At 71.0% G+C, this 25,290-nt stretch carries 17 protein-coding genes and 1 pseudogene; 9 read left to right on the forward strand and 9 right to left on the reverse strand.

Features of this window, described 5'->3' with window-relative positions; genetic code table 11:
• Positions 1-750, forward strand: a complete 750-nt coding sequence (locus tag BBK82_RS22850; RefSeq protein WP_179953830.1) for a sigma-70 family RNA polymerase sigma factor — start codon at positions 1-3, stop codon at positions 748-750.
• Positions 751-774: 24 nt separating this feature from the next.
• Here BBK82_RS22850 and BBK82_RS22855 read toward each other — a convergent pair whose 3' ends face one another.
• Positions 775-2,085: a type I glutamate--ammonia ligase gene (locus BBK82_RS22855; protein WP_065916827.1), complete on the reverse strand. Its 1,311-nt coding sequence runs from the start codon at positions 2,083-2,085 to the stop codon at positions 775-777.
• A 12-nt stretch (positions 2,086-2,097) separates the two neighbouring features.
• Between BBK82_RS22855 and BBK82_RS22860 the strand changes: the two genes are divergently transcribed.
• The 3 genes from BBK82_RS22860 (at position 2,098) to BBK82_RS54250 (ending at position 5,933) form a co-directional block, all read left to right on the forward strand.
• The gene (locus tag BBK82_RS22860; protein WP_065916828.1) at positions 2,098-3,192 is read left to right on the forward strand and encodes an amidohydrolase family protein; all 1,095 of its coding nucleotides are present in this window, start codon (positions 2,098-2,100) and stop codon (positions 3,190-3,192) included.
• 33 nt (positions 3,193-3,225) lie between these two features.
• Positions 3,226-4,500: a DNA polymerase IV gene (locus BBK82_RS22865; RefSeq protein WP_065916829.1), complete on the forward strand. Its 1,275-nt coding sequence runs from the start codon at positions 3,226-3,228 to the stop codon at positions 4,498-4,500.
• Between the two features lie 86 nt (positions 4,501-4,586).
• On the forward strand, positions 4,587-5,933 hold the full coding sequence (locus BBK82_RS54250; RefSeq protein ID WP_154697437.1) for a hypothetical protein: 1,347 nt from the start codon (positions 4,587-4,589) through the stop codon (positions 5,931-5,933).
• Here the strand turns inward: BBK82_RS54250 and BBK82_RS22875 are convergent.
• Together BBK82_RS22875 and BBK82_RS22880 are read right to left on the reverse strand one after the other, a co-directional pair.
• The gene (locus tag BBK82_RS22875) at positions 5,846-6,937 is read right to left on the reverse strand and encodes a DUF4034 domain-containing protein (RefSeq protein ID WP_083268095.1); all 1,092 of its coding nucleotides are present in this window, start codon (positions 6,935-6,937) and stop codon (positions 5,846-5,848) included. The genes BBK82_RS54250 and BBK82_RS22875 overlap by 88 nt on opposite strands.
• Positions 6,938-6,954: 17 nt before the next feature.
• Positions 6,955-8,457: a M48 family metallopeptidase gene (locus tag BBK82_RS22880; RefSeq protein ID WP_170067954.1), complete on the reverse strand. Its 1,503-nt coding sequence runs from the start codon at positions 8,455-8,457 to the stop codon at positions 6,955-6,957.
• Positions 8,458-8,710: 253 nt separating this feature from the next.
• Between BBK82_RS22880 and BBK82_RS22885 the strand changes: the two genes are divergently transcribed.
• Positions 8,711-11,881, forward strand: coding sequence for a S8 family serine peptidase (locus tag BBK82_RS22885; RefSeq protein ID WP_237048322.1), 3,171 nt, complete (start codon positions 8,711-8,713; stop codon positions 11,879-11,881).
• A 162-nt stretch (positions 11,882-12,043) separates the two neighbouring features.
• Here BBK82_RS22885 and BBK82_RS22890 read toward each other — a convergent pair whose 3' ends face one another.
• The gene (locus BBK82_RS22890; RefSeq protein ID WP_083268097.1) at positions 12,044-13,582 is read right to left on the reverse strand and encodes an alkaline phosphatase D family protein; all 1,539 of its coding nucleotides are present in this window, start codon (positions 13,580-13,582) and stop codon (positions 12,044-12,046) included.
• Positions 13,582-14,100 carry a phosphoesterase gene (locus tag BBK82_RS22895; protein WP_065916833.1) on the reverse strand — a complete coding sequence of 173 codons (519 nt, stop codon included), beginning with the start codon at positions 14,098-14,100 and terminating at the stop codon, positions 13,582-13,584. The genes BBK82_RS22890 and BBK82_RS22895 overlap by 1 nt, the downstream gene beginning before the upstream one ends.
• 283 nt (positions 14,101-14,383) lie before the next feature.
• On the opposite strand from BBK82_RS22895, the gene BBK82_RS22900 reads away from it, so the two are divergent.
• The gene (locus BBK82_RS22900) at positions 14,384-14,782 is read left to right on the forward strand and encodes a DUF3040 domain-containing protein (RefSeq protein ID WP_065916834.1); all 399 of its coding nucleotides are present in this window, start codon (positions 14,384-14,386) and stop codon (positions 14,780-14,782) included.
• Positions 14,783-14,883: 101 nt separating this feature from the next.
• Here the strand turns inward: BBK82_RS22900 and BBK82_RS22905 are convergent, their stop codons facing one another.
• The 3 genes and pseudogenes from BBK82_RS22905 to BBK82_RS22915 all read right to left on the reverse strand — a co-directional run bounded on the left by BBK82_RS22905 (position 14,884) and on the right by BBK82_RS22915 (position 19,630).
• Positions 14,884-17,361, reverse strand: a complete 2,478-nt coding sequence (locus tag BBK82_RS22905; protein WP_065916835.1) for a transglutaminase TgpA family protein — start codon at positions 17,359-17,361, stop codon at positions 14,884-14,886.
• Positions 17,362-17,365: 4 nt separating this feature from the next.
• Positions 17,366-18,629: pseudogene (locus BBK82_RS22910) on the reverse strand (DUF58 domain-containing protein).
• A 2-nt stretch (positions 18,630-18,631) separates the two neighbouring features.
• Positions 18,632-19,630, reverse strand: coding sequence for an AAA family ATPase (locus BBK82_RS22915; protein ID WP_083268851.1), 999 nt, complete (start codon positions 19,628-19,630; stop codon positions 18,632-18,634).
• A 456-nt stretch (positions 19,631-20,086) separates the two neighbouring features.
• Between BBK82_RS22915 and mraZ the strand changes: the two genes are divergently transcribed.
• The 3 genes from mraZ to ftsL all read left to right on the forward strand — a co-directional run bounded on the left by mraZ (position 20,087) and on the right by ftsL (position 24,185).
• Positions 20,087-20,518, forward strand: coding sequence for a division/cell wall cluster transcriptional repressor MraZ (mraZ, locus tag BBK82_RS22920; protein WP_053733094.1), 432 nt, complete (start codon positions 20,087-20,089; stop codon positions 20,516-20,518).
• Between the two features lie 167 nt (positions 20,519-20,685).
• Entirely contained in the window at positions 20,686-21,639 is a 954-nt protein-coding gene (gene rsmH / locus BBK82_RS22925) for a 16S rRNA (cytosine(1402)-N(4))-methyltransferase RsmH (protein WP_065916837.1), read from the forward strand.
• Entirely contained in the window at positions 21,636-24,185 is a 2,550-nt protein-coding gene (gene ftsL, locus BBK82_RS22930) for a cell division protein FtsL (RefSeq protein WP_237048323.1), read from the forward strand. Before rsmH ends, ftsL begins: the two co-directional genes overlap by 4 nt.
• On the opposite strand, the gene BBK82_RS22935 is transcribed toward ftsL, so the two are convergent.
• Positions 24,182-25,234, reverse strand: a complete 1,053-nt coding sequence (locus BBK82_RS22935) for a putative glycoside hydrolase (protein ID WP_170067955.1) — start codon at positions 25,232-25,234, stop codon at positions 24,182-24,184. The two genes, ftsL and BBK82_RS22935, sit on opposite strands and share 4 nt — an antisense overlap.
• Positions 25,235-25,290: the final 56 nt, after the last annotated feature.

The raw sequence follows: 25,290 nt of genomic DNA on the forward strand, positions 1-25,290 counted from the left end.
ATGGAGTTCTCACCAGGACTGCACCGCAAGGTGCCGGCAGCCGCCGTGTCGATCACCTCGGTCGGTGACGCCGCGACCGAGCAGCTGGCCGGCCGGTCGCGTGGCCCGAGGCTGGACGCGTTGCTCGAACGGGCGAAGGCGGGCGGGTCGGCCGAACCGGTCGAGGCGCCGTCGCCCGGTTCGCTGGCCAGCAGGCCGGAAACCTTGGATTCGTACGTGTCCGATGCCGTTGCCGGTGATCGCCGTGCGATGCAAAAGCTGCTCTCGTCGCTACGGCCGTTGATCGTGCGGTACTGCCGCGCGCGCGTTGGCCGGTCATTCGCCACGGCGGACGACGTCGCACAGGACGTCTGCCTGGCCGTGCTTACCGCGTTGCCGTCATACCGCGACCAAGGCCGGCCGTTCCTCGCGTTCGTCTACGGCATCGCGGCGCACAAGGTCGCGGACGCTCATCGTGCCGCGGCGCGCAACCGTGCCGAGCCCGTGCCCGAGCTGCCGGAGGCGACCGACCGCGAGGCCGGACCCGAGCAGCAGGCGCTGCAGGGCGAGCTCTCCGCGCGCATGGGTGAGCTGCTGCGGGTGCTGCCGGAGAAGCAGCGGGAGATCCTCGTGCTGCGCGTGGTCGTGGGGTTGTCGGCGGAGGAGACGGCGGAGGCGGTGGGGTCGACGCCGGGTGCGGTGCGGGTGGCCCAGCACCGTGCGCTGAGCCGGTTGCGCAAGGAGATCGCGGCTCAGGAGGTGGTCGGGTGAGCGCCGTCAGTGCTGTTGGTGCTGTCAGTGCCGCCAGCGCGTCACGTTCGCGATCCCCTGCGGGCTCGCGTCCTTGTACCGCTCCATCTCGCCCCGCCGCACGTCCGCGATCGTCCCGGCCAGCGCCTCGCCGAACGCCTCGGTCAGCACCACGTCCTCCTCGAACTCCTCGACGGCCTCCTTCAGCGAGGTCGGCAGCCGGGGCGTGCCGTCGAGCAGCGCGGGGTCGACGTTGAGGCCCTCCGGCAGGCTCGCGGCGGTCGCGATGCCGTCCAGACCGGCCGCGATCACGCCCGCGACGACCAGGTACGGGTTCGCGGTGAGGTCGAAGCACTTGACCTCGAGGTTGTCGCGGATGAGCCGGAGTGCGGTCTCGCGGTTCTCCTCGCCCCACGCGACGAACGGCGCGGCCCACGTGTGCGGCACGAGCCTGAGGTAGCTCGCGAGAGAGGGACAGCCGATGGCGCACAACGCGCGGATGTGGCCGAGGACGCCCGCGGTGAACTGCTTGGCCTCGTCGGTGAAGCCGTCGAAGAGGTTCGTGCCGTCGCGCCAGATGCTGAGGTGGAGGTGGCCGCCGTTGCCGACGCCGCCGTTGATGACCTTCGGCGAGAACGACGGGCGCATTCCGTGGCGGATCGTGACGGCGCGGACGGTCTCCTTGACGAGCACGGCGGTGTCCGCTGCCCCGACCGGGTCTTCCGGCGCGGTGGAGATCTCGAACTGGCCGGCGGCGTACTCGGGGTGGAACTGGAGGACCTCGACGTCCTGCTGGTCGAGGGCGTTGAGCAGGTCGACGCAGTAGTCGGACAGCTCGACCTGGCGGGCGTGGCCGTAGGCGGAACCGGTCGTCGCCGGGACCCAGTCGTCGGTGCCCGCCTTGCCCACGCACCACTCGATCTCGAAACCGGCCTTCGCGGTGAGGCCGTGCGCGGCGAGTTGTTGTTGTGCTTTCCGTGCCTGCAGACGCTGGTCCATCGGGTACGGGACGCCGCTTTGGTAGTGGCGGTCGACGGGCGCCCACGCCCAGCCGGGCTGGCCGGCGAGGACCGTGAGGCGGTCGAGGTCGGGGTGCAGCCGCAGGTCGCCGACCGGGCCGCCGGCGAACCGGCCCTGGATGATCCAGTCGTCGAACAGGAACACGTCGAACACCGGCGAGGCGCCGACGCCGTGTGCTGCCGCGTGCGCCAGCCTGCGCAGAGGGACGGACTTGGTGCGGGTGATGCCGCTGTTGTCCACCCAGGTGAGTGCCACGATGCTCACGTTGCGTGCGTTGAGCCCGTCGAACAGCTCCGTCGCGCGGTCGAACCGCTGGTCCCGTTCCGCAGAGTCCACGATCCTGAGCGTATGGGCATTCTGCCGTTCGTCGCCGAACTCGGGCTGATAGATCACCACTGCCACGGTGTGTTGCGCGTGGACAGCACACGCGACGAGTTCGAGTCGTTGTTGTTGGAGGCTGACGGTGTCTCGCCGTTGGGTGGCACGTTCTTCGACTCGGCGGTCGGGTTCGCGGTGCGGCGGTGGTGTGCGCCGTTGCTCGACCTGCCGCGGCACGCCCGTGTGGAGGAGTACCTCGAACGGAGGAATTCGCTGCACATCACCGAGGTCTCGCGGACGTTCCTGATGGCGTCGGGGATCCACACGTTCCTGGTGGACGGCGGGTTCCAGCCGGACCGGTTGCTGTCCGCGGAGGAGATGGCGTCGCTGGCGGGGGCGGTGTCGCACGACGTCGTGCGGCTGGAGCACCTGGCCGAGCGGGTGCGCGAGGAGGTGTCGCCGGCGGAGTTCGTGGACGCGGTGCGGGTGGCGCTGGCCGGGTCCGGTGCGGTCGCGGCGAAGTCGATCGCGGCGTATCGGACCGGACTCGGACTTCCGGCGGCGCGGCCGTCGGACGCCGAGGTGCTGCGGGCGGTGGAGGCGTGGACGGGGCGGCTGGCGGACCCGGTGGTGATCGCGTTCCTGGCGTGGGAGGCGTTGGACGCCGGGCTGCCGTTGCAGTTCCACGTCGGGTACGGCGACTCGGACGCGGATCTGTCGTTGGGTGACCCGTTGTTGTTGACGCCCTTTCTGCGCGCGACGGCATCGCTTGGGGTACCCGTGTTGTTGTTGCACAACTACCCGTTCCACCGGCATGCGGGATATCTCGCGCAGGTGTTCCCGCACGTGTTCTGCGATCTCGGGCTGGCGACGCACGGGCTGGGGCATCAGGCGCCGCGGGTGCTCGCGGAGGCGTTGGAGATCGTGCCGTACGGGAAGTTCCTGTTCTCGACGGACGCGTTCGGACTGCCGGAGTTGTACTACCTCGGTGCGTTGCTGTTCAGGCGCGCGTTGTCCGACTTCTTGGCTGATGGGTTGCGTAGGGACGCGTTCCTGGAGGAGGACGCTCACCGGATCGCGCGACTCATCGCATCGGAGAACGCTGCCCGTGTGTGCCGGCTGTAGGATGTTCGAACAGGGGTTCGAGGGGAGTTCTTGATGGGTCGCAGTGCGAACCTGCCACGCGGCCTGCGCGAACGCTTCCGCGCGCGTGACGGCGTCTGGCCTGATGACACAGGTTGCCGGATGCTGCACGTGGACATGGACGCCTTCTACGCGTCGGTGGAGATCCGGGAACGCCCTGAGCTCGCTTCCCAGCCTGTTGTCGTCGGTGGTGTCAGTGGACGCGGTGTCGTGTCTTCGGCCAACTACATCGCCCGCGAGCTCGGTGTGCGCTCGGCGATGCCCACCGCACACGCGCGTCGTCTGGCACCACACGCGGTGTACCTGCCGCCGCAGTTCCACCTGTACGAAGAGGTGTCGCGTGGCGTTATGGCGATCTTCCGCGACATCACGCCGTTGGTGGAGCCGCTGTCGTTGGACGAGGCGTTCCTCGACGTCGGCGGGGCGCTGCGCCGGCTCGGTCTGACGCCGGGCGGGATCGGTGAGCTGATCAGGTCGCGGGTGTTCGAGGCGCACGGCGTGACGTGTTCTGTCGGGGTGGCGCCGACGAAGTTCCTCGCGAAGCTCTCGTCGGGCATGTGCAAGCCGGACGGGATGATGGTCATCCCGGCCGGCTCGACGCTGGAGTTCCTGCACCCGTTGCCGGTCGGCGCGTTGTGGGGCGTGGGGGAGAAGACCGCCGCGCGCCTGGCGCAGCTGGGCCTGGAGACCGTCGGCGACGTCGCCGCGATGCCGCTCGCCACGTTGCGCCGCAAGATCGGGGTGGCGCTGGCGGAGCACTTGTTCGCGTTGGCGCGCGGTGTGGACGAACGCGCCGTGGTGCCGGTGTCGCGGGAGAAGTCGATCGGTGCCGAGGAGACCTTCGAGGTCGACCACCTCGACCGCGCCGTGTTGCGCCGCGAGCTGCTGCGCCTGTCCGAACGCACGGCGAGCTCGTTGCGCGCCAAGGGTCTGCACGGCCGGACGGTGTCCATCAAGGTCAGGTTCGCCGACTTCACGACGATCACCCGCTCGCGCACTCTGTCCGTCGCGACGGACGTGACGCAGGAGATCTACCGCACCGCCGTCGACCTGCTCGACACGCAGGTGCCGCACGGCGCGGTCCGCCTCATAGGTGTCCGGATCGAGGGACTTGACAACTCCGACTCCGCTCACCAACTGATCTTCGACGCTCCCGAGAACGGCTGGCGCGAAGCCGATCAAGCCGCCGACCAGGCCCGTTCCCGCTTCGGCAAGCTCGCCGTCCGCCCGGCCTCACTGCTCGGCAAGGATCCACAGAGGACTGCCGAGTTCGAACCCAAGCCCGACTGATCGCGACCTGTCCACAACCCGCGAGTAATCCACAGCTTCCCGGCACCCCGGTCACCAGGGCCCTCCCCCGAGGCAACCTTGACCCCATGCGCCACCCCATCGACCTGGAAGCCCTGCACATCCTGTTCCGCCACCGCATCGCCCCGGTGGCGGCCCTGATCCACATCGGACTGACCGGTCCGGTCATCGACCAGCGCTGCCGCCACGGCACTCCCTGGCAGCGCCTCCTGCCCGGCATCCTCCTGCTCAGCGCGGGGAAACCCACCCGCGAGCAGTGGCTCCAGGCCGCCCTCCTCTACGTCGGCGACCAGGGCATGGTCACCGGCTTCGACGCCCTGTACCTGCACGGCCTCAAGTCGACCCCGGTCCCGCCCGCCGTCCACCTGCTGACCCCACGCCACTCCCGCGCCGTCAGCTACGGCCCACTGGCCCTCATGCGCACCGACCACGTCCCCAAACCGGTCCTGCGCCGCGGCTTCCACACCGCCCCACTGGCCCGCGCCACCATCGACGCCGTCCGCTGCACCAAGTCCATCCCCGACACCCGCGCCATCCTCGAAGAGGCCGCCCACCTCGTAGGCGTCCACGCCCTGCGCACCGAACTGGCCTTCGCCCCGCGCAAGGGCACCGCCCTGGCCCGCAAACTCCTCGGCGACTCCCCAACCCGCCAACTGGAACACGCCGTCATGACCCGCCCCTCCACCTCACCCACCTCCCACCCCACCCTCGCTCTCACCCTCACCGCCCGGCCCTTCCACCTCTGCCGGCCCCACCGGCCCTCACCGCTCCCGCGCTACCCCGCTCCTCGACCTCCCGCGCCTCGACCTCCCGCGCCTCGACCTCCCGCGCCTCGACGGCTCCACGCCGCTTCCCCTGCCCCACGCCACAACCAACCCCACACCCAACTCCTTGACCACTCCTGCACGACCCACCGCCCGCAGGCGCACCCCGCCCCACCTGCCGACTGCTCACCCAGCCGCCAGCCCTCACCTCAGCCCGCCACGCAGTCGCTCGCTGAGCCGCTCGCCCTCACCGTGCCGCGCGCTCACTCCACGCCCACCGAGCCCACCGACTCGCGAAAGGAGCCCGCACATCTCCTCCGAGCCGCCGCCGTCGTGCCGCCCACGCGTCCGGCACCAAGGCCGGCGAGCCGCACCCACCCCCGCGCGCTACCTCAGCCAGCCAGTCAGGGCAGGCCCTGCCGAGAGGCCGGCAACGGTCAACGCCGCCTTCACCGGCGCAGGGCACCGCCCAACCGACACCCACGCGCACCTGGAAGGAGGCCACCACACTCCGCCGCCTCAGCATCCGCGGTTGCCCCGCGTCCACACCGCACCGCGTGCGTCTACCGCCCCACCCGAGCCGCTCGCGAAGCCCCTTTCAGGGCCTCCCCGCGCATGCTGAGGAAGGTGATCACCGGCATCTCGAAGTAGTTCCACGGCGCCGCATCCGCCTGCACCCCCAAAGCCCGGAACTGTGCCACAGCCTCGTCGAACCGCCGCAACCGCAACAAAGCGAGGATCGCGTACCCCCGGTCGTCCCGCACCGCGACCGTGTCCGCACCCTCGTCCGCCAACCGGTTCAGCAGAACTTCAAGCGCGCCAACCACTTCCGGCGTGCGCCACAGAGAGGAGTCCGTGCTTTCCGCCTCCTGCGCCGCCAGCAGGGGCAACCCGGCGAACCGAACGGAGGTGTCCGCGGCTTCCAGGGCGAAGCCGAGCGCCATCTCGTTGGAACCACGCCACTTCGCGCACCAGTACTGGAGGGCCTGCAGGTGTCCGTTGTGGTGCAACGGGTCTCGCGCGACCAGTTCGGACCACAGCGCGCGGAACGAGTCGTGGTCGAGGCCCAGGCCGCGGGCGAGGGTGACGAGGGTGTTCCACGGGGTCGGGTCGTCGGGGAGGACGGCTGCCGCGGCGCGGGCGGCGTCGCGGGCCTCGGTGAGGATGCGGTGGAAGCCCTCGAACTGGGTGCGGGTGGTGTCGGAGGCGCTGGCGCTGCCGCGGATGTCCCAGGCCAGGGAGACGAGGGACATGGCGTGGACGACTGACCAGTGGGGGTCGCCGGGGCGGGCGGTCTGCCAGGCGTTGAGCCAGGTGTCGTCCTTGGCGGCGAGGTCGGCGAGGGTCCAGACGACGCGTTGGCGGCGGTCCCAGGAGCCGTAGGTGGAGGCGGCGAGGTCGGCGGCGTTGTGCCAGTGGCCGGCGAGGACGTCGGCCTTCACGGCCTCCAGGGCGGGGTCTTCCACGGGCGCGACGCTGGTGATCTCGGCGGAGGGTGGCAGGCCGAAGCGTTCCGGGTGGGTCCGGGGCAGGAGGAAGGCGGCGACGACTTCGGTCGGGAGCTCGTCGACCGTCGTGCCGCGGCGTTTGGCCTCGCGCATCAGGCGGAAGACGGTGAGGGCTTCCTTGGGCTTGAACAACAGCGAGAAGACCACGGTGGTGCGTGCTCCCGTCAGCGGGTGGGGCGGTAGCCGGGGGCGACGCCGGCCATGGCCAGGGCGTTGCGCAGGCCACGGGTGTTGCCGTGGTCGGCGACGGCCTCGTCGAGGTGGTCGGCGATGTCGAGGTCGTCGGCAGAGGTGACGAACGTGGTGCGGCCGAGCCAGTCGAGCTCCCAGTGGGCGAGGCCGGCGTCGGAGAACGCGAGGGCCACCAGTGCGGCGAGCTCGGCGAGGACCTCGCCGCGGGCCATCTCGCGGCGGGCGCGAGGGCCGGCGGTGCGGTTGCCGGGGACCGAGGAGGCGGGGCCGAGGTCGCCGAGCCGGCCGGCGTCCAGGGCGTCGAGGACGGTCGTGAGCGACGGGGGCTTGGCCATGAGCTGGGCGGCGGCGTTCAGGAGGCGTTCGGTGCCGTGGACGACGCGGGAGCGGGCGCCGATGTGGTTGAGGGTGGCCCAGTCGACGCGTTCCTTCTCGGCCGCCTCGGGGGCGAGGGTGTCGAGGACGGCCGCGTCGAGCAGCGGGGTGGGGTCGTCGAGCAGGTCCAGGGCCGGGCGGTCGCCCCAGGACTCGGGTTCGGCGTCCAGGGCGTCGGCCGCGGCGATGCGGTCGGTCAACGGGGCGTGGGTGTCGTAGGGGCCGCGGTCCGGCTCGGACGGGGCGCTGCGGACCGCCTCCAGCTCCTCCTGCAGGTCGGGGGAGGTGCGCAGGCGGAAGAAGCCGTCGAAGATCGTGGCGGGCAGGTACCCGGCCTCCCACGCCGCGGTGAGGTGGCGGTGGGTGAAGAGGTCCCAGGCGGCGTCGATCACCGGGAGCTCGCGCAGGGCGCTCGACGCGGCGGAGGAGCCGGCGAGGTGTGCCGCGCGGGTGTCGGCGGCGAGCTCCTGGCGGCGGCTGACCGGGCGGGAGACGAGGAGGAACAGCTTGGCGTAGGCGCGGAACAGCTGCACGACCTGGCGCTGCAGCCAGCGGTCGGTGTCCAGGAGGGAACCGGCGCGCAGCACGGCTTCCCGGCCGGACACGACGACGGCCGCGAGGCGCGACTCCGTGTGCGAGTAGCGGCCGAGCTCGTGTGCGAGCACGGCGATGAGCTGCTTCTCGGTGAGCGAGGTGAGCAGGGGAGCGCCGACGAACATCCGGCGGCGCAGCACGCGCAGGCCGAGGAAGCGGGTGTCCTCGGCGATGCCGGCGTGCACGGTGCCGGTGATGCGGAGCTCGTCGGGTGCGCGCGTGCCGACGTCGGCGGCCAGGCGGTGGACGAGGTTCCACAGGGCCGGCTGTTCGGCGGCGGTCACGGGGACGCCGGGCAGCTCGCCGGACCGGGAACCGCGGCGCTCCAGCGTGATCACGGCCCTCGCGAGCACGTAGACGGCGGGCAGCACCAGGAACGCGAGCTTCACCCCGGTGGCCGGGCGCTCGACCAGGGCGTGCATCTCGAACGCGAGCAGCCCGCCGGCCAGGCCCGCCACGAGCAGGTGGCAGCCGGCGAGCAGCGCCGCCGCGGTGGCAGCGCGCAACGAAACAAGCATGAGCAGAGCGACCTTCCCCCAGATCTGCCCGCACGAGCGGCAGAAGTGCAGTGTGCAGCAAGGAAGGCGGCGAACTCAACGCCGGATCACGCAGCGTTGTGTCAACCAGCCGTTCGGCCAGTCCGTGTACCTCTGCGGGATGACATGAGTCACCGCAGCACTGGCCTTCAGGCGGAAGTCAAGTGACACAGAGTGTCCCTACGGTCACTCACGCAACCTCATCGAGCACTGGAGGTACCCAGTGAGAGCAGTACAGCGAGGTGCCCGTCGGGGGATCACCGCGCTCGCGTTGTCGGCCGGGCTCGTCACCACGACGATCGCCGCGACGGCCACCAGCGCGCACGCGGAGGAACCCGTTGCGCCACAGGGTGGAAAGCGCGACCACGTGATCACGCTGATCACCGGCGACCGGGTGGAGCTGGCCGGTGGGCGGGTCGTCCGGTACGTGCCGGGGCCTGGCCGCGACCGGGTGCCGGTGCGGACGTTCACCGAGAACGGGCACCGGCACGTGGTCCCGGCCGACGCGGACCTGCTGGTCCTGCGCGGAAAGCTGGACCAGCGGCTGTTCGACGTGACGTCGCTGGTGGAGTTCGGGTACGACGACGCGCGCCGCGACACGGTGCCGGTGATCGTGCGGCCGGCGGCGGGCGCGCGATCGGGCGGTGCGGCGCTGTCGGCGCTCGCCGCGCAGGAACCGGTGGCCGGTCTGGTCGCGGCGACCGCGGCGAAGTCGGGCAGTGCCTGGCAGGCGCTCAGCGGTGGCGCGGTGGACAAGGTGTGGCTCGACGGGCTGCGCAAGGTGTCGCTCGACCGCAGCACCAAGCAGATCGGCGCGCCGCAGGCGTGGCAGGCCGGCATCACCGGCAAGGGCGTGAAGGTCGCGGTGCTCGACACGGGCGTCGACGAGAAGCACCCCGACCTGCAGGGCCAGCAGCTCGCGGAGAAGAACTTCACCGACTCGCCGGACAACACCGACGAGGTCGGCCACGGCACGCACGTCGCGTCGACGATCGCGAGCAAGGGCGCGCAGCACCGCGGTGTCGCGCCGGACGCGCAGCTGCTCGACGGCAAGGTCTGCTTCCCCGGTGGCTGCCCGGACTCGGCGATCCTCGCCGGCATGCAGTGGGCGGCGGACCAGGGCGCCCAGGTCGTCAACATGAGCCTCGGCGGCTACGACACCCCGGACGTCGACCCGATCGAGGACGCGGTCAACCGGATCTCCCGCGAGACGGGGGCGCTGTTCGTGGTCGCGGCCGGCAACTCGGGGCGGCCGGAGACCATCGGCTCGCCGGGTAGCGCCGAGTCCGCGCTGACCGTGGGTGCGGTGGACCGCAACGACGCCATCGCGCCGTTCTCCAGCCGCGGTCCGGCGGCCGACGGTGCGGTGAAGCCGGACGTCACCGCGCCCGGTGTCGGCATCACGGCGGCCGAGGCGGGCACGCAGGGCCACGTCGCGATGGACGGCACGTCGATGGCCACGCCGCACGTGGCCGGTGTCGTCGCTCTGCTCAAGCAGCAGCACCCGGACTGGTCGGGGCAGCAGCTCAAGGCGACCGTGATGGCCTCGGCGAGGGCCAACCCGGCGCTCACCCCGTTCGACCAGGGCACAGGTCGCGTGGACGTGCCGAAGATGCTGGTGCAGCAGGTGGTCTCGGAGCCGGGCAACGTCAACTTCGGCGTCCAGCAGTGGCCGCACGACGACGACCAGAAGGTCGTCCGCGAGCTCACCTACCGCAACGCGGGTGCCGAGCCCGTGACGTTCGACCTGACCGCGGAGGTCAAGGGCCCGGACGGCAAGCCCGCTCCGGCCGGCCTGCTCACCGTGTCGCCGGGTCAGGTCACCGTCCCGGCGGGCGGCACGGCCAAGGCCACGCTGACCGCCGACACCAGGGTGAACGCGCCCGACGGTGCCTACAGCGGCGCGATCGTCACCTCGACCGGCCTGCGCACGCTCGTCAGCGTCACCCGCGAGGTGGAGAGCTACGACGTCGACGTCGCGGTGCTCGGCACCGACGGCAACCCGGCGGCGAACGCGCGGACGACGTTCGTCAACCTCGTGACCGGCAAGGGCTATCCGGTGCTGGGCGACAACCTGCGCCTGCCCAAGGGCGAGTACCAGGTGGACAGCGCGGTGTTCACCGCGGACGACCGGGTCGCGCTGGTCGTGGCGCCGAAGGTCCAGGTGACCGGCAAGAGCAGCATCACCGTCGACGCACGCGTGGCCAAGCCGGTGGCGCTCAAGACGCCGGACGCTGCCGCGACGGGCCTGATCGGCACGATCTCGTTCACCTCGCAGGTCGCGGGCGAGCGGAGCGGGTACGGCTGGGCTTTCTTCGGCGGTCTGGCGGGCCAGGTGCTCACCGGGAGGATCGGCGCGGACGCGCCTGGCTTCACGACGTCGATCGCCGAGCAGTTCCAAGGCACGCCGCGGGACGAGAAGACGCCCGTGAGCTACCGCCTGATGTTCACCGAGCGCGGCGTGCCGACCGGTTTCGAGCGCGCCGTGCCGGCCTCGGAGCTGGCCGAGATGACGACCGGCTTCCGTCCGGCCGGTGAGGGCGCCAAGCACTCCGTCGCCGTGATGCCGTACCCGACCGACGGCAGCGGTGGCTTCGCGGCCTTCGTCCCGGTGCCCGAGGGCGGCCGCAGCGTGGACTTCGTGAACGCCGCGGGCGGCAAGTGGAGCTGGATCTACGACCGCAGCACCGCGGACAACGACATGGAGTACTCCACGGAGTCCCCGGCGAAGTCCTACAAGGCGGGCAAGAAGTACGCGCAGACGTTCGGCATCGCGGTCTTCGGCCCGTCCGTGCCCGCCGCGCCCGGCTTCGGCCTGGCCCGCTTCGAGGACCAGATCGCCGTGCGCGTGCCGCTCTTCACTGACGGCAACGGCGGCGAGGGCCGTGCGTACAACGGCACCGCGCGAACCACGTTGTTCCACAACGGAACCAAGCTCGGCGAGTCGGACCGCCCGAGCGCGGTCTTCGACGTGCCGGCCGCCGGCGGCAGCTACCGGGCCGAGATGGAGCACAGCCGCCCCGGCGAGCTGTCGACGAAGGTGAGCGGTGCCTGGACGTTCAAGTCCCAGCACACCACCGAGATCACCACGCTCCCGCTCTCGGTCGTCCGCTTCCTGCCGAAGCTCGACGGCCAGGACACCGCACACGGCCGCGTGCTCGTCGTGCCGGTGAAGGTCGAGCAGGCGGCGGGCACGCCTCGGGTGAAGCGCCTCACCGTCGAGGTCTCGTTCGACGACGGCGCCACCTGGAAGCAGGTGCCGGTGGCCGGTGACCGGGCCGTCGTGCAGCACCCGAAGGGGGCGAAGACCGCCTCGTTGCGCGCCAAGACCACGGACGCGGCGGGCGGCACGGGTGAGGTGACGATCATCCGGGCCTACAAGATCGCGGCCTGATCGAGCCGCTCAACAACGTCAGACCCGCTGAGTAGCATCGGATTCGGGGGCACCACAGCTCTGCCACGCAGGGCCTGGGAGCCCCCGAAATCCAGTCTACTCAGCGGGTCTGACAGTTCTCAGCGGTCGCTCAGCGGGTCTGACAATGCCCAGCGGCCGAGCTCAGGGCCTGCGGTACTGCGCCGGCGACCCGACCGTCCCCGGATCCTCGTAGCTCCCCGCCACCCCGCGGTCGACGTGGAACGTCGTCAGCGTCGACACCGGCGACGCCGCGTCGCGCCGGTCCCCGATCACCCGCATGTGCGTGGAGAACCGCCGCGGGGTCACCTCGTAGACGTCGTAGCCGTACCTGTTGCCCTCGAAGTACTTCAGGTGCGGGTTCGCGGCACCCATCACGGGGCCGTTGGTCGCGTTCCACTCCGGCGAGTACGCACCCGAGGTCACCGAGTGGGCGGTGAACTCGGTGCCGATCACCGGCGACGACACGTCGTCGAAGTCCGGCCGGATGTCGTCCACGAACGCCGAGTGCCAGTCGCCGGTCAGCACCACGAGGTCCTTCATGCCGGAGGACGCCACGTGGCCGAGCACCTCGCGACGCTCGGCCAGGAAGCCGTCCCACTGGTCGGTGAAGTAGTAGCCGCCACCGCGGCGGGCGAGCTGCGAAAGCATGATCGAGTTGATCCACACCTGCCACGTCTCGCGGGCGCCGGAAACGCCGTCCAGGAGCCATTTCTTCTGTTCGGCGCCCAGGATCGTGCCACCGGCCAGGTTCTGCGCGGACCGGTACTGCCGCAGGTCCAGCACCGTCAGGTCGAGCAGGTCGCCCCACTGCCGGCGGCGGTGGATCTGCGGTTCCAGGGCGCTGCCGGAGCGGATCGGCAGGTGCTCGTACCAGGCCTGGTAGGCGGCCGCGCGGCGCTTGACGAACGGCGCGGAGCCCTCGGAGCCGCTGTAGTCGTTCACGACCTCGTGGTCGTCCCAGGTCAGGAAGAACGGGTGCGCGGCGTGGGCGTCGCGCAGGGACGGGTCGCCCTTGTACAGCGCGTGGCGGCGGCGGTAGTCGGCCAGCGTCAGCACCGCGGGGCCCTCGTGGTCGCGCACGTGCTGGCCGCCGACCTGGCCGTGCTCGTAGATGTAGTCGCCGAGGTGCACCACGAAGTCGACGTTCTCGCGCGCGATGCCGCGGTGCGCGGCGTAGAAGCCGTCGTGGAACGCCTGGCAGTTCGCCGTGGCGAAGCGGACGCGGGAGACGTGGCCGACCGGGGCGGTGCGGGTGCGGCCCACGCGGCTGCGCTTGCCGAGGGCGCGGAACTGGTAGTGGTAGATGTGGCCGGGGCGCAGGCCCTGCACCGGCACGTGGACGCTGTGCCCCAACAGGTTCGAGGCCGCGACGGTGCCGCGCGCCACCGGCTGGCGCATCGCCGGGTCGAGGGCGACCGTCCACTCGACCTCGACGACCTCGGGCAGCGGCTGTTCGAACGCGAGCGGCTCCGGGGCGAGGCGGGTCCACAGGACCACGCTGTCCGGCAACGGATCCCCGGAGCCGACGCCCAGGGTGAACGGGGCCGCGTCCCAGGAGGCGCCGAGCTGCTCGGCGGCCGCACGGGCCTGCGCGGGGGACAGGCCCTGGGCCAACGGCCACACGGTGCCCAGTGCGCCGGCGGCCGCGGCGGCGCGCAGGAGGTCACGCCTGTTCAGCATCAACGGGCTCCGATCGTGAACGAGATGTTGTCCGCGTAGCCGTCGTTGGACGTGCCGCCACCGGAACGGGTCAGCTGCAGGGTGACCACGGCGGTGCGGCTGCCGGGCGGGACGGTGCCGGTGGCCGTGCGCTCGAACAGGCCGGTGCGGTTGCCGCGTTCCTCCGCGGTGACCGGGCCGAGCACCACGAGGCCGCGCGGCGTGCCCGCGGCGTCGAGGAACTCCACCGACAGGCGGGCGCCGTCCTGCTGCGATGCGTAGCCGCCGAGCCACGCCGACACCGCGAACCGAGATGAACGGCCCGCGAACTCGCGGGGCAACGTCACCCTCTGTCGCAAGGTGCTCAGCGGCGTGTTCCCGCCGCCGAAGAACGCCGCGCCGCGCTGAGCGGGGCCTGGGTCACCGGGGCCCGGATACCCCTGCCCGGTGTCGTAGCGCAGCACCACGGGGGTGCCCGCGACGGTGAGCCAGCCGGTCAGGCCCTGCTCGGCGTCGCCGTTGACGATCAGTTCGGTCATGGGCTCGATCCGACCAACCGGTCATGGCCCACCCGGATCATGTGGTCGAACGCGGTGTGAACGGAAGGCCACAAGGGCCCCGGTGAGGCCTCACGAAGGCCTCACCACTGCCCCAGGAGGATGATGGTGACAGAACCGACCGTATGAGAAGGCCGACTGGGTAGTCGCCGGGGCGCGCGGATCGTATCCTGGAGGGTGACGTCCCCAGGGGTGGGCCGTCCGCCGGGATCGGCGGCAACCGCGAACACCCGGCGCCCGCGACCGCTGTGCCGGAGGAGGAACGATGCCACTCTCCGAGCACGAGCAGCGACTGCTCGACCAGATCGAGCGCGCGCTCTACGCCGAAGACCCGAAGTTCGCATCCACCGTACGAGGCGCCAAGTTGCGGCGGCCGTCCAAGCGGCGTCGTGTACAGGGCATCGTGCTGTTCGTCGCCGGTGTTGCGGCGCTCATCGCCGGGGTGATCTTCCCGCAGCTCGCGATCGCCAGCATCCCGGTCGTGAGCGTCTTCGGCTTCCTGCTCATGTTCTTCGGCGTGCTCATCACCCTGACGACGTTGCGTCGCGGTGACCAGGTCGCCGAAGGCGCGCAGGAAGAGGGCGCAAAGCCCACGCGCAGCCGCAGCTCGTTCTCCGAACGGATGGAGGAGCGCTTCCGCCGTCGCTTCGACGAGGAGCAGTAAGCGCCCACAACTCCAGCCGCAGACCTTCAGACACAGACGTTCAGACGCGGATCGGGCCCGCCCCCAACCAGGGGGACGGGCCCGATCCGCGTCTGCGGTCGCTACACCGGAACCGGTTCCTGGTCCGGGGTGTCGGCCAGCGGCGCCGGCGTGGGCCGCAGCACCGACTTCGGGAACAGCCTGGCCCGCAACGACAACGGCGCGTTCTGTCGCAACGACTGTCGCACCGCGGCCAGTGCGCCGGGCAACGCCGGGTCGGCCGTCGGGTTCGGGCTGTACCACGCCCGCTCGATCGCCGCGATCATCACGCGCAGCCCGTCGCGGCCTGCCTCGTCCAGGTTGTGCTCCCGCGCCAGCCTGCGCGCGGCCGTCCTGATCGTCTCGGCCGACGGCACCGGGGCGCCGCGGTCGATCGACTCCGCCATCAGCTCCGCCCACGCCGCCGTGGCCGCGTCCGGGCCGAGCGCCGTCACGGCGTGCAGGCGGTTGTGCCGGCGCACGGCCCGCACGAGCGTCGGCGTCATGACCGCCCCGACGACCACCAGCAGCACGGCCAGCCACCACGAGAACAACGCCGCGGCCAGCCCGACCCCGATGAGCCACAGCGCGGCCGCCGCCGGGATCAGCAGCTTGCGCGCCCACGCCGCGCCCAGCAGGCCCGCGCTGATCACGCCGAGCAGCGCCAGCACCAGGAACAGCGTCAGCAGGAACGCCAGCAGCAGCACCACGCCCAACGCCCACAGGTGCCACGGCGGGGTGGACTGCTGGGTGGCGTCACCGGTGACACCGGCTTCCTCCTCGCCGTCGGCCGAGGTCGACGGGGCCGCGGAGTCCTGGCTGACCGGCGCGGTCGTCGACGTCTGGGTGTTCGCCGTCGGCTCCTCCTCCGCACCCGGCGCCTGTTCGCGCAGGTACGGCGGCACGACCGCGCGGCCGTCCGTCATCGGCGTCGGGTCGAACGTCATCCAGCCGTGGTTCGGGAAGAAGATCTCGACCCACGCGTGGGCGTCGTCGGTGCTGATGGTCCGGTAGGCGTTGTCCGGCGACGGGACGCCGGCGGTGAAGCCGATCGCCACGCGCGAGGCCAGGCCGACCGTGCGGGCCATGGCGGCCATCGCGGAGGCGTACTGCTCGCAGAAGCCGGTCTTGCCCCTGGTCACGAAGTCGGTCAGCGCGTCCTTCGTGACGTCGCCCTGGGTCTTGAGCTCGTAGCGGAACCCGCTGGTCGGGCCGTTGAAGAACTCGGTGAGCGCGGCGGCCTTGTCGAAGTCGTTGGTGGCGTCCTTGGTGACGTCCCGCGCGATGTCGATCACCTCTTGCTCGACCCCGTCGTACTTGTAGTACTCGGGGTCGACCTGGCTGCGCTGACCGGACGCCATGCGCAGCTGGTTCTTCGTCGGCGTCGACAGCACCGTCTCGAGGTCGTAGGACTCCGGCTCGCGCTCGCGCTGGGTGAAGATCACGCCCTTGCCGGGGTCGAACCGGTAGTCGTCGTCCGGGGTGTCGATCCGGCGGACCGCGCCGTAGGTCGGCAGCCAGAAGCTCGTCCAGCCCCGCGGCTCGATCTCGATCTTGGTCGACTTGCCCTCGCCGCGGTCGCCGGGCTGCAGCGGCAGCTCACCGCGCGCAGGCTGGCCGCCGGGGTCGCTGCCGCGCTCCCAGCCCTTGTTCGGCACGTACCTGGCGAGCGTGGAGGCCCGCATGTAGGTGCTCTCCGGCAGCCCGCGCACCTGGAACACCTCGGTGGTCTTGCCGCGGTTGAGCATGCCGCGCAACGACGTCATCTCGTTGAGCCCGATGCCGCCACGACCACCCGCGCCGCTGCCGCTGAGCGGCAACCGCCCGACCGTGCCGACGATCGTCACGCCCGCGCCCACGACCAGCGCGATCACCATCGCGATGCTCGCCACCGTGGTCGCCGAGCTGCCCGTCCCGCTCGCCGAGCCGGACCCCAGCCGTCCTCGCCACGCCTCGTGCCGGTGCTGGCCGTCCACCGCGAGCAGCATCGCGAACGCCGCCGCGCCCAGGATGAACGTCCAGAACGGCAGCATCTCGTCGGCCAGCGACGCCGGCACCGCGAACACGCACAGCAGCACCAGCCCGGACGCCGCCGGAGCCGCCGCGGCGACCGCCAGCGTGTCCACCAGCACCGCGACCAGGCCGATCGCCAGCACCACCAGCGCCTGGATCGCCGGCGTCGCGTGCACCGGCGGCACACCGGTCTGCACCTGCGCCACCGACTCCGCCAGCACGTTCCCGAGTTCGCCCAGGGCATCGGGACCCGGCAGGAACAGCAGGACGCCCGACCGCGTGTGCAACGCCGTGAGCAGGCACAACAGCACGAACACCTGCGCGATCGCCACCAGCGGCGGAGGCAGCCTGGTCGCCCGCAGGAACGCGCCCGTCACCGTGATCGCCACGATCACGACGGCGATCCGCACCAGCCACAGGTCGCCCTCGATCACACCGGACAACGCCGTCGACGCGCACAGCACCGCCAGCGCCGCGATCCACGGCGTGGCGGAGCTGAACCACTCCGACGACTCACTGCCTCCCCTGGAGGCCGTTCTGCTCGCCATGGGGTCAGCCCACCTCCGAACGCACTGCCGGCCCGCGGTTGCTCGCGCTCGCGCACAGCTCCGCCCACACCTGCTGCATCGACGCCGACGGCCTGGCGATCGCCACGCCCCAGCCCGCGCCGGTCAGCAACCGCCGGGCGTCCTCGGGGTCGGGGGCCGTCGCGTCCGACCCGCCCGCCCACGCGTTGACGTCCAGCAGCACCGCGAGGCTGCGCATGCCCCGCGGCCGATACCTGATCAGCTCGTCGACCGACGCCGGCGACACCCCGCCGAGCACGGCGATGACCTCCTGGCCGGCACCGGGGTCGATGCCGGCCGCGAGCTCCTTGCGGTGCGAGGCCTGCAGCGCGGCCAGCGAGTCGAGCACCACGTGGTCGCTGTGCCCGCCGTCGGCCGCACCACCGGCGAGCACCCGGCCGTCCTCGGCGACCAGGCGCACCTGGTGGCCGAAGTGGTGCAGGTGCAGGCAGATCGACGCCACGAACGAGATCGACCACTCGAGCGACGCCGTCGGGCCGCTGCCGCGGTGCGCGTGGATGCGGTGGTCGAGCAGCACGGTCGTGCCGCCGCGCCACGGGCGTTCCTCGACGCGCACCATCAGCTCGTCGCGCCGGGCGGTCGAGCGCCAGTGCACCTTCCGCAGGTCATCGCCCTGCCGGTAGGGCCGCACCACCGCGTCGTCCTCGCCCTGGCCCGCGCAGCCGCACCGAGCCGTCGTCACCGGCGCCCATGCCGGAGCCACCGGGCAGCCCGGCGAGGCGCACCACCCGCGGCACCACGACCAGGCGGGACCGCCCGGCCAGCTCGCGGTCGAACTCGGCGAGGCCGAACGGGTCGGTGATCCGCGCCATCAGCGGGCCGACCTGCTGGATGCCGCGCATGACCGGCTTGAGCGGGTAGCGCAGCGACGTGGGCGTGTTGCGCGGCAGCCGCTCCACCAGGAACCGCGGCCGCGCGCCCAGCGCGTAGGGGACCGTGTCCTCCAGCATCAGCCCGCCGGTGGGCAGGCGGCCGGTGCTGCGCAGGTCGAGCTTCACCTCGGACGCGGCCCCGACCGGCACCCGGCTGGGAGCGAGGAACCGCGCCGCGTGCAGACCGACGCGGGCCCGCGTGGCGAGCCACGCGGCCAGCAGCGGCAACGCGATCACGAACGCCGCGACCCGCAGCAGGTCGCGTTCGTTGAGCACCACGGCGCACGCTCCGGCGGCGAACCCCGCGGCCAGCAAGCATCGACCGCGGGTGGTCAGGCCGGACAGTGCGGTGCGCATCGTTACCGTGGCGTCCCTGCGTTGTTGTTGATGCTGCGGACGAAGGCGGCACTCGGGTCGAGCGCGGCCGTGGGCACCGGCACCCGCTGCAGCAACGCCCTGACCAGCTCGGCGGCCGACCGGCGGGCGGCCTGCGCCTCCGCGGTCAGCACCAGCCGGTGCGCGAGGACCGGGATCGCCACCGCGTGGATGTCGTCGGGCACCACGAAGTCCCGGCCGGCGAGGGCCGCCTGCGACCGGGCCGCGCGCACCAGGTGCAACGTGGCACGTGGTGACGCACCGAGCCGCAGCTCCGGCAGCCGGCGCGTGGCCGACACCAGCTCCACGGCGTAGCGGCGCACCTCGGGGGAGAGGTGCACCCGGCGCACGGCCTCGATCAGCCGCAGGATCTGCGCCGCGTCCGAGACCGGCCGCAGGTCGTCGATCGGGTTGTGGCCCGCGTGCTCGTCGACCATGGCCAGCTCGGCCTGCGGGTCCGGGTAGCCGATCGACACCCGCGCGGTGAAGCGGTCGCGCTGCGCCTCCGGCAGGGCGTAGGTGCCCTCCATCTCGATCGGGTTCTGCGTCGCGATCACCATGAACGGCGACCCCAGCGGGTACGTGTTCGCGTCGACCGTGACCTGGTGCTCCTCCATGCACTCCAGCAGCGCGGACTGCGTCTTGGGGGAGGCGCGGTTGATCTCGTCGCCGACCACGATGTTCGCGAAGATCGGTCCCGGCCGGAACTCGAAGTCGTTCTCCTGCCGGTTGTAGATCGACGAGCCGGTGATGTCGCTCGGCAGCAGGTCGGGCGTGAACTGCACGCGGCTCACGGTGCAGTCGATGGAACGGGCAAGCGCTTTCGCGAGCGAGGTCTTGCCGACACCCGGCACGTCCTCGACCAGCAGGTGCCCTTCGGCGAGCAGCGTCACGAGGGCGAGCCGGACCACGTCGGGTTTGCCGACGAGCACCCGTTCGACGTTCGCGGCGATCCGCTGGACGGCGCCGTGCAACTCACCCAGAACCTGTTCGACCGGCGCGTGACTGTTCGCGCTTGGGCTTCCCGGCGTCACTAAACCTCCAGCAGCCGTGTCCGGAACACGGACGTGTGAGCGTTTCACGCAGTGTGTCAAACCACGGCTAAGTGCCCTACACCTGCGGGCCGCTTCAGGTTCGCTCCACCACTTTCCACCTTCCCCCACCGATGCCGCTCAACCCCAGGTTTTGGTCGAATTTTCTAGGCCGTTCGAGTGGCAAATCCGCCATGAGCCCTCACCCGCGCAGGTGGACACGGACGATGTCCCCCACCATCCCCCCACGCCTCCCCACTGCGTCTACCTGCGCAAATGAGTTACGAGTTGATGTGTGAGCACCTGTTTCAGCGTTGACTGTGGTGAAAAGTGGGGTACTGTGGCGGCCGGTGGGGCAGACGGGGGCTCCACTGCCGGTCCGTCGCCCGGCGAGGGAGGTGGCTGCCGTTGTTCCTCGGCACTCACTACCCGCGCCTGGACGACAAGGGTCGGTTGACACTGCCTGCGAAGTTCCGGGACGAACTGGCGGGAGGTCTCATGGTCACCAAGGGCCAGGACCACTGCCTGTACGTGTTCCCCCGGGCTGAGTTCGAGCAGATGGCGAGGAAAGTCGCCGAGGCGCCGTTCACGAACGACGCCGTACGCGCCTATCAGCGTTATCTGTTCGCTGGTACGGACGAGCAGCGTCCGGACGGTCAGGGTCGCGTACTGATCGCACCGGAACTGCGCCGGTACGCCGGGCTGACCAAGGAGTGCGTGGTCGTCGGCGCGTTCACCAGGTTGGAGATCTGGGACGCGGCGGCCTGGCAGACCTATCTCGACGAGCACGAGGACGGCTACGCCACGGCTCGCGAGGAGGTCATTCCGGGCGTCTTCTGATGGCGGTCAGCCGAGCAACAGGCCGGATGTGTGAAACGCGATTCGGGTGCCGTGAGGCCTCGGTCCGCTCGACTACCGACCCTGGCGCACCTTCCCCGGCGCCAGGTTCGACGGGCGGGCGGGGACCTGACGTCACCCGAACGCGCATTTCGGGGAGTAGAGGGACCATGGATCAGCCGCGGCACGTTCCGGTGCTGCTGGACCGCGTCCTGGAACTGCTCGCTCCGGCGCTCACCGGCAGGCCCGCCGTCCTGGTCGACACCACGCTCGGCATGGGCGGCCACTCCGACGCGCTGCTGAGCGCTCACCCCGAGCTGACCCTGATCGGTCTGGACCGCGACCCGCAGGCGATCGAGATGGCGTCGGCCAGGCTCGCGCGCCACGGCGACCGCGTCCACTTCGTCAACGTCACCTACGACCACATCGACGAGGCCGTGCACGACCTCGGCTTCAAAAAGGTCGACGGGGTGCTGATGGACCTCGGCGTGTCGTCGTTGCAGCTCGACGAGGAAGAACGCGGGTTCGCCTACTCCAAGGACGCGCCGCTCGACATGCGGATGTCCAAGGGCACCGGCATGACGGCGGCGGACGTGCTCAACACGTACTCGCACGGCGACCTGGCGCGGATCCTCTCGACCTACGGCGAGGAGCGGTTCGCGGGCAAGATCGCCTCGGCGGTCCTGCGCGAGCGCGAGAAGGAGCCGTTCACGAACTCCGGGCGGCTCGTGGAGCTGCTGTACACCGTCGTCCCCGCGGCGTCGCGGCGCACCGGCGGGCATCCGGCCAAGCGCACGTTCCAGGCGTTGCGGATCGAGGTCAACGGCGAGCTGGAGTCGTTGCGGCTGGCGTTGCCGGCGGCGCTGGGCGTGCTCGGCATGGGCGGGCGGATCGTCGTCGAGTCCTACCAGTCCCTCGAGGACCGGATGGTGAAGCAGGCATTCGCCGAGCTCGCGAAGTCGAAGACGCCACCGGGGCTGCCGGTCGAGCTGCCCGGCCACGGACCTGAGCTGAAGCTCGTCACGAAGGGCGCGGAGGTCGCGTCCGAGCAGGAGATCGAGGACAACCCGCGGGCCGCTCCGGTGCGGTTGCGGGCAGCGGAACGGATCGGAGAAGTGAGATGACGGCACCCGCGCGGGTCGGTGGGCCGTCCCCACGCGACCGCTCCAAGGACAAGCAGGCCGACGGCGACAAGGCCCGCCGCCGGTCGGCGGCGGCCGACCGCGCGTACGCCCGCAGGGCTCAACGCGCGCAGAACCTGCGCAGTGGCTCGCCCGCGCCGCAGCAGAACCAGAAGCAGGCGTCCAAGGCGCCGTTCGTCGTGCTCGTGATGCTCGTGCTGGTCGCGGGCATCGCCGGGATCATGTACTTCTCCACGCAGGCCGCCGCCGACTCCTACCGGTTGCAGGAGGCGAGGGCCGAGCAGGAGAAGCTGACGCTGCGGGTCGAGCAGCTGCGCCGGGAGGTCACGCTGCTGGAGTCGCCGACCGACCTCGCGCGGCGGGCCACCGAGATGGGCCTGGTGCAGCCGTCGAACCCGGCGAGGCTGCGGCAGCTGCCGGACGGCACGATCGAGGAGTTCGGCAAGCCGAGCGCGCCGACGAAGTCCACGCCGCCGCCACCGCCGTCGACGACCACTCCACCGGCCGGTGAGCAGCAGCCTCCCGCCGGGACCACGCCGCCCGCGGGGGAACAGGCCGCCGGCGACGTGGCCGCGAACCCACCCGACGCCGCCGGCGGGTGGCTGATGCCGGGACCGCAGCAGAGGGGCCCGCGCCGGCCGTTGTCCGTGCGCGGTCCCGCTCCCAAGGCCCGCACCGGCGGCAACAGCAAGGTGCGCATCTCCGTCGGCCGGGTGCTGCTGATCGGCGCGCTGCTGGCCGCCGGGCTGAAGCTCGTGCAGGTGCAGGGGCTGCAGGCCGACGAGCTGTCGGCGCAGGCCCGGCTGCAGCGCACGACGTACCTGAACATCCCCGCCGAACGCGGCGCGATCCTCGACCGCAACGGCAACCAGCTCGCGTTCTCGGTCGAGGTGCGCGCGCTCTACATCCTTCCGCAGCGTGCCAGGAAGAACTGGGACACCGAGCGCGAGAAGGAGAAGGACAAGGCGACCAAGCAGTTCCCGCAGACCTACGACGAGCACGCCCGTGACGTCGCGAAGTTCGTCTCCGCGACGCTGGGCCCGCAGGCCAACGGCGAGAAGACCGACGAGGAGTCGATCTACGAGCAGCTGGTCGCGGACATCAGCTACGAGGTGCTGGTCAGCGAGGCCGAGCCGACCAAGGCCGCCGCGGTCGTCGCCAAGTACCCGTCGGAGATCGGCTCGGAGTACCGCGCCAAGCGGATCTACCCGAACGGCCAGGTCGCCTCCAACATCATCGGCGCCGCGAACTGGCGCCAGGACGAGAAGCCGCCGACCACCCAGGGCATCCTGGGCCTGGAGAACGCGGCGGACAACGTGCTGGCCGGTCGCATGGGACGCCGGGTCGTCGACACCATGTCGGGCAACGACACGCTCGTCATCCCGAACACCGAGCGCGAGCTGACCAAACCGCAGCCGGGCAAGTCGCTCGAGCTCACGATCGACGTCGACACCCAGTACGCGGTCCAGCGGATGGTCACCGACTACACGCAGAAGTCGGGCGCCCGCAGCGGTTCCGCCGTCGTGCTCGACTCGCACACCGGCGAGATCATCGCCATGGCCAACGACCAGACCTACGACCCGACCGACTTCGGCAAGGCCACCGACGCCCAGAAGCGCAACCGCGCCGTCGCCGACACCTTCGAGCCCGGCTCGGTGAACAAGATCGTCACCGCCGCGGCCGCCGTCGAGTACGGCCTGTTCAAGCCGGACGACGTGCTCCAGGTCCCCGGTTTCCTCCCGGTCGCCGACCGGGAGATCAGGGACGCGTGGAACCACGGCACGGTGCCGATGTCGTTCACCGGCGTGTTCGCGAAGTCCTCGAACGTCGGCACTCTGCTGGCCGCGCAGGAGGTCGGCCAGGAGCGCTACGCCGAGATGCTGCAGAAGTTCGGCCTCGGCAAGCGCACCCAGTCCGGTGTGCCCGGCGAGGAGTCCGGCACGGTACCGCCGCTGAACCAGTGGTCCGGCTCGACCTTCGGCAACCTGCCGATCGGCCAGGGCCTCTCGATGAACCTGCTGCAGATGACGGCGATGTACCAGACCATCGCCAACGACGGCCTGCGCGTGCCGCCGCGGCTGGTCCGCGCCGAGATCGCCGCCGACGGCTCGCGCTCGGAGAAGCAGCGGCCGGAGGGCGTGCGGGTCGTGTCCCCGGAGACCGCGAAGACCGTCCGCGACATGTTCCGCTCCGTGACTCAGTCGAACCCGCGTGACGCCAACCAGAACGGCACCGGTGCGAAGGCGGCGCTGCCCGGTTACCAGATCGCGGGCAAGACCGGCACGGCCCAGCAGATCGACCCGACCTGCAAGTGCTACTCGCAGGTCGACCACTGGATCACCTTCGCCGGCATCCTGCCCGCGGACAACCCGCGCTACGTGGTCGGCATCATGCTCGACCGCCCGCAGGGAACGCAGTTCAGCTCGTCGGCCGCGCCGCTGTTCCACGACATCGCCGCGTTCCTGACGCAGCGGTTCCAGGTGCCGATGTCGAACGAGCAGACCCCGTACGTCCAGTTGCAGCTCTAACAGGGCTTGCGCAGCACGGTTCCGGTCGTCCCCGGCAACGCCACGAAGCTCACCGACGCGTTCTTCTCGTTGATGTGCTTCTCCTTCAGCCGCACGGTGATCGGCGCGCTGCCGGTCCTGTTCGCGTTGACGACCACGGTGCCGCACGCGAAGTCGCGCTGGAACACGTTGGTGTCCACGGGGAAGTGGGCACCGAGCGGCTCACCGAGGTCCCAGTCGTACTCGGCCCGCCACGGCGAAGCGTTGTCGTACCGGTCGGTCTCCGCGATCTCGGAGATCGCCGCGCGCTCCCCCTTGGCCAGCAGGTAGCTCGCGAAGGCGTAGCGGAACGGCTGCTCGGCACCGCTGTGGTGCGCCTGCACCCAGGTGATCTTGCCCTTGGCCTCGTTGGCGGTGATCTCCGCGAGCTGCCGGCCGAACCCCTGCGGGTACTCCGACAGCAGGTCCTTGTCGCCGAACGTCAGCCACCACTCGTCGAAGCCGCCGTCGAGGTGCTCGACATAGCTGTCCCAGGCACCGTCGTGCAGGCGGGCGTTGGACAGGTTGGCCACCGTCTTCAGCCCGGCGTCGACGAACTTCTGCCGGGTGTTGGCGAGCATCGAGCGGTAGGCCGCGCGCATGGCCTCGTCGGTCGGGTACGCCTTGGGACAGACACCATCGTGGTAGGTGTCGCAGGCGAACAGCGCGTTGTCCATGAACACGCCGTCGAAGACATTGCGCGACGAGGCGATCACGTTGTCGGCCCAGGCGTTCTGGTAAGCGGCGTTACCGACGTCCATCTGCCAATGCCCGCCATATCCGTCGTACTCGAACCGCTGACCGTCCGGGCCGAGCAGGAACCACGACGGATCGGCCGCGCAGTAACCGACTCCGGTGGGCAGATCGGCGTCGTCCACTCCACCCTCGCACGCATAGCTGCGGGTCGAGGAAAGATCCTTGTAGACGAACGTCTGGATCTTGGGGTTGGCCGCCTTGAGCTGCGCGGCAAGATCGCCTTCCCACGCGTTCAGCACGACGTGCGAACGGCGCTGTGCCTCTGTTCTGATCATTTCCGGCGTGGTCGGCGTGCTGTTCATGTGCAGCCAGTACGACTCGGTCGTGCGTG

This window comes from Lentzea guizhouensis (genome assembly GCF_001701025.1).
Lineage (GTDB): Bacteria > Actinomycetota > Actinomycetes > Mycobacteriales > Pseudonocardiaceae > Lentzea > Lentzea guizhouensis.

Bases quoted from the DNA above. Each gene is read 5' to 3' on its own strand.
- BBK82_RS22850 (WP_179953830.1), top strand. From the start codon at position 1: ATGGAGTTCTCACCAGGACTGCACCGCAAGGTGCCGGCAGCCGCCGTG.
- BBK82_RS22900 (WP_065916834.1), top strand. From the start codon at position 14,384: ATGCCACTCTCCGAGCACGAGCAGCGACTGCTCGACCAGATCGAGCGC.
- BBK82_RS22890 (WP_083268097.1), bottom strand. From the start codon at position 13,582: ATGCTGAACAGGCGTGACCTCCTGCGCGCCGCCGCGGCCGCCGGCGCA.
- BBK82_RS22865 (WP_065916829.1), top strand. From the start codon at position 3,226: ATGGGTCGCAGTGCGAACCTGCCACGCGGCCTGCGCGAACGCTTCCGC.
- BBK82_RS22895 (WP_065916833.1), bottom strand. From the start codon at position 14,100: ATGACCGAACTGATCGTCAACGGCGACGCCGAGCAGGGCCTGACCGGC.
- BBK82_RS22905 (WP_065916835.1), bottom strand. From the start codon at position 17,361: ATGGCGAGCAGAACGGCCTCCAGGGGAGGCAGTGAGTCGTCGGAGTGG.
- ftsL (WP_237048323.1), top strand. From the start codon at position 21,636: ATGACGGCACCCGCGCGGGTCGGTGGGCCGTCCCCACGCGACCGCTCC.
- rsmH (WP_065916837.1), top strand. From the start codon at position 20,686: ATGGATCAGCCGCGGCACGTTCCGGTGCTGCTGGACCGCGTCCTGGAA.
- BBK82_RS22935 (WP_170067955.1), bottom strand. From the start codon at position 25,234: ATGATCAGAACAGAGGCACAGCGCCGTTCGCACGTCGTGCTGAACGCG.
- BBK82_RS54250 (WP_154697437.1), top strand. From the start codon at position 4,587: ATGCGCCACCCCATCGACCTGGAAGCCCTGCACATCCTGTTCCGCCAC.
- BBK82_RS22860 (WP_065916828.1), top strand. From the start codon at position 2,098: ATGGGCATTCTGCCGTTCGTCGCCGAACTCGGGCTGATAGATCACCAC.